The organism is Mycoplasma sp. CSL10166, from assembly GCF_017116885.1.
In the GTDB taxonomy this organism is placed as follows: domain Bacteria; phylum Bacillota_I; class Bacilli_A; order Mycoplasmatales; family Metamycoplasmataceae; genus Mycoplasmopsis.
Window position 1 is genome coordinate 1 of sequence record NZ_JAFIRF010000007.1, and the last position, 892, is coordinate 892.

Sequence of the window (892 nt, forward strand, 5' to 3'; positions counted from 1 at the left end):
AGCCAGTACAGGAATATTAACCTGTTGTCCATCAGATACGCCTTTCGGCCTCTCCTTAGGTCCTGACTAACCCTGGGTGGACGAACCTTCCCCAGGAAACCTTTCCCAATAGGCGTTGAGGATTCTCACCTCAAATCGTTACTCATACCGGCATTCTCACTTCTTAGCGCTCCACCAGTCCTCACGGTCTGACTTCGCCGCACTAAGAACGCTCCTCTAACGTACTTTCGTACCCGTGGCTTCGGTATCGTGTTTTACTCCCGTTACATTATTGGCGCAAGTTCTCTTGACTAGTGAGCTATTACGCACTCTTTAAAGGGTGGCTGCTTCTAAGCCAACCTCCTAGTTGTTTATGAAAACTCACAACCTTTCTGACTTAACACGATTTTGGGACCTTAGCCGACGATCTGGGTTGTTGCCCTCGCGAGCCGGGACGTTAGCACCCCGGTTCCGACTGCATGATAATACACAATGGTATTCGGAGTTTGATTATAGTCAGTACCGCTAGGCGCGGCCATTCCATATTCAGTGCTCTACCACCAAAGTTTAACATCACACGCTAGCCCTAAAGCTATTTCGAGGAGAACCAGCTATCTCCAAGTTCGATTGGAATTTCTCCGCTATTCACAAGTCATCCGGGCACTTTTCAGCGTACTACGGTTCGGCCCTCCACTTGGTGTTATCCAAGCTTCAGCCTGCTCATGAATAGATCACATGGTTTCGGGTATATGTCAACATACTAAGCGCCCTATTAAGACTCGATTTCTCTACGGCTCCGCTTTTATCCACTTAACCTCGCATGTTAACATAACTCGCCGGTCCATACTGCAAGATGTACGCCATCACGCATTAACGCGCTCTGACTAATTGTAAGTAAGTTGTTTCAGATTCT

At 47.9% G+C, this 892-nt stretch carries 1 rRNA gene; it reads right to left on the bottom strand.

Annotated features, from left to right (window positions below):
- Nucleotides 1-892, bottom strand: a 23S ribosomal RNA gene (locus tag JXZ93_RS03500); the annotation flags it as partial.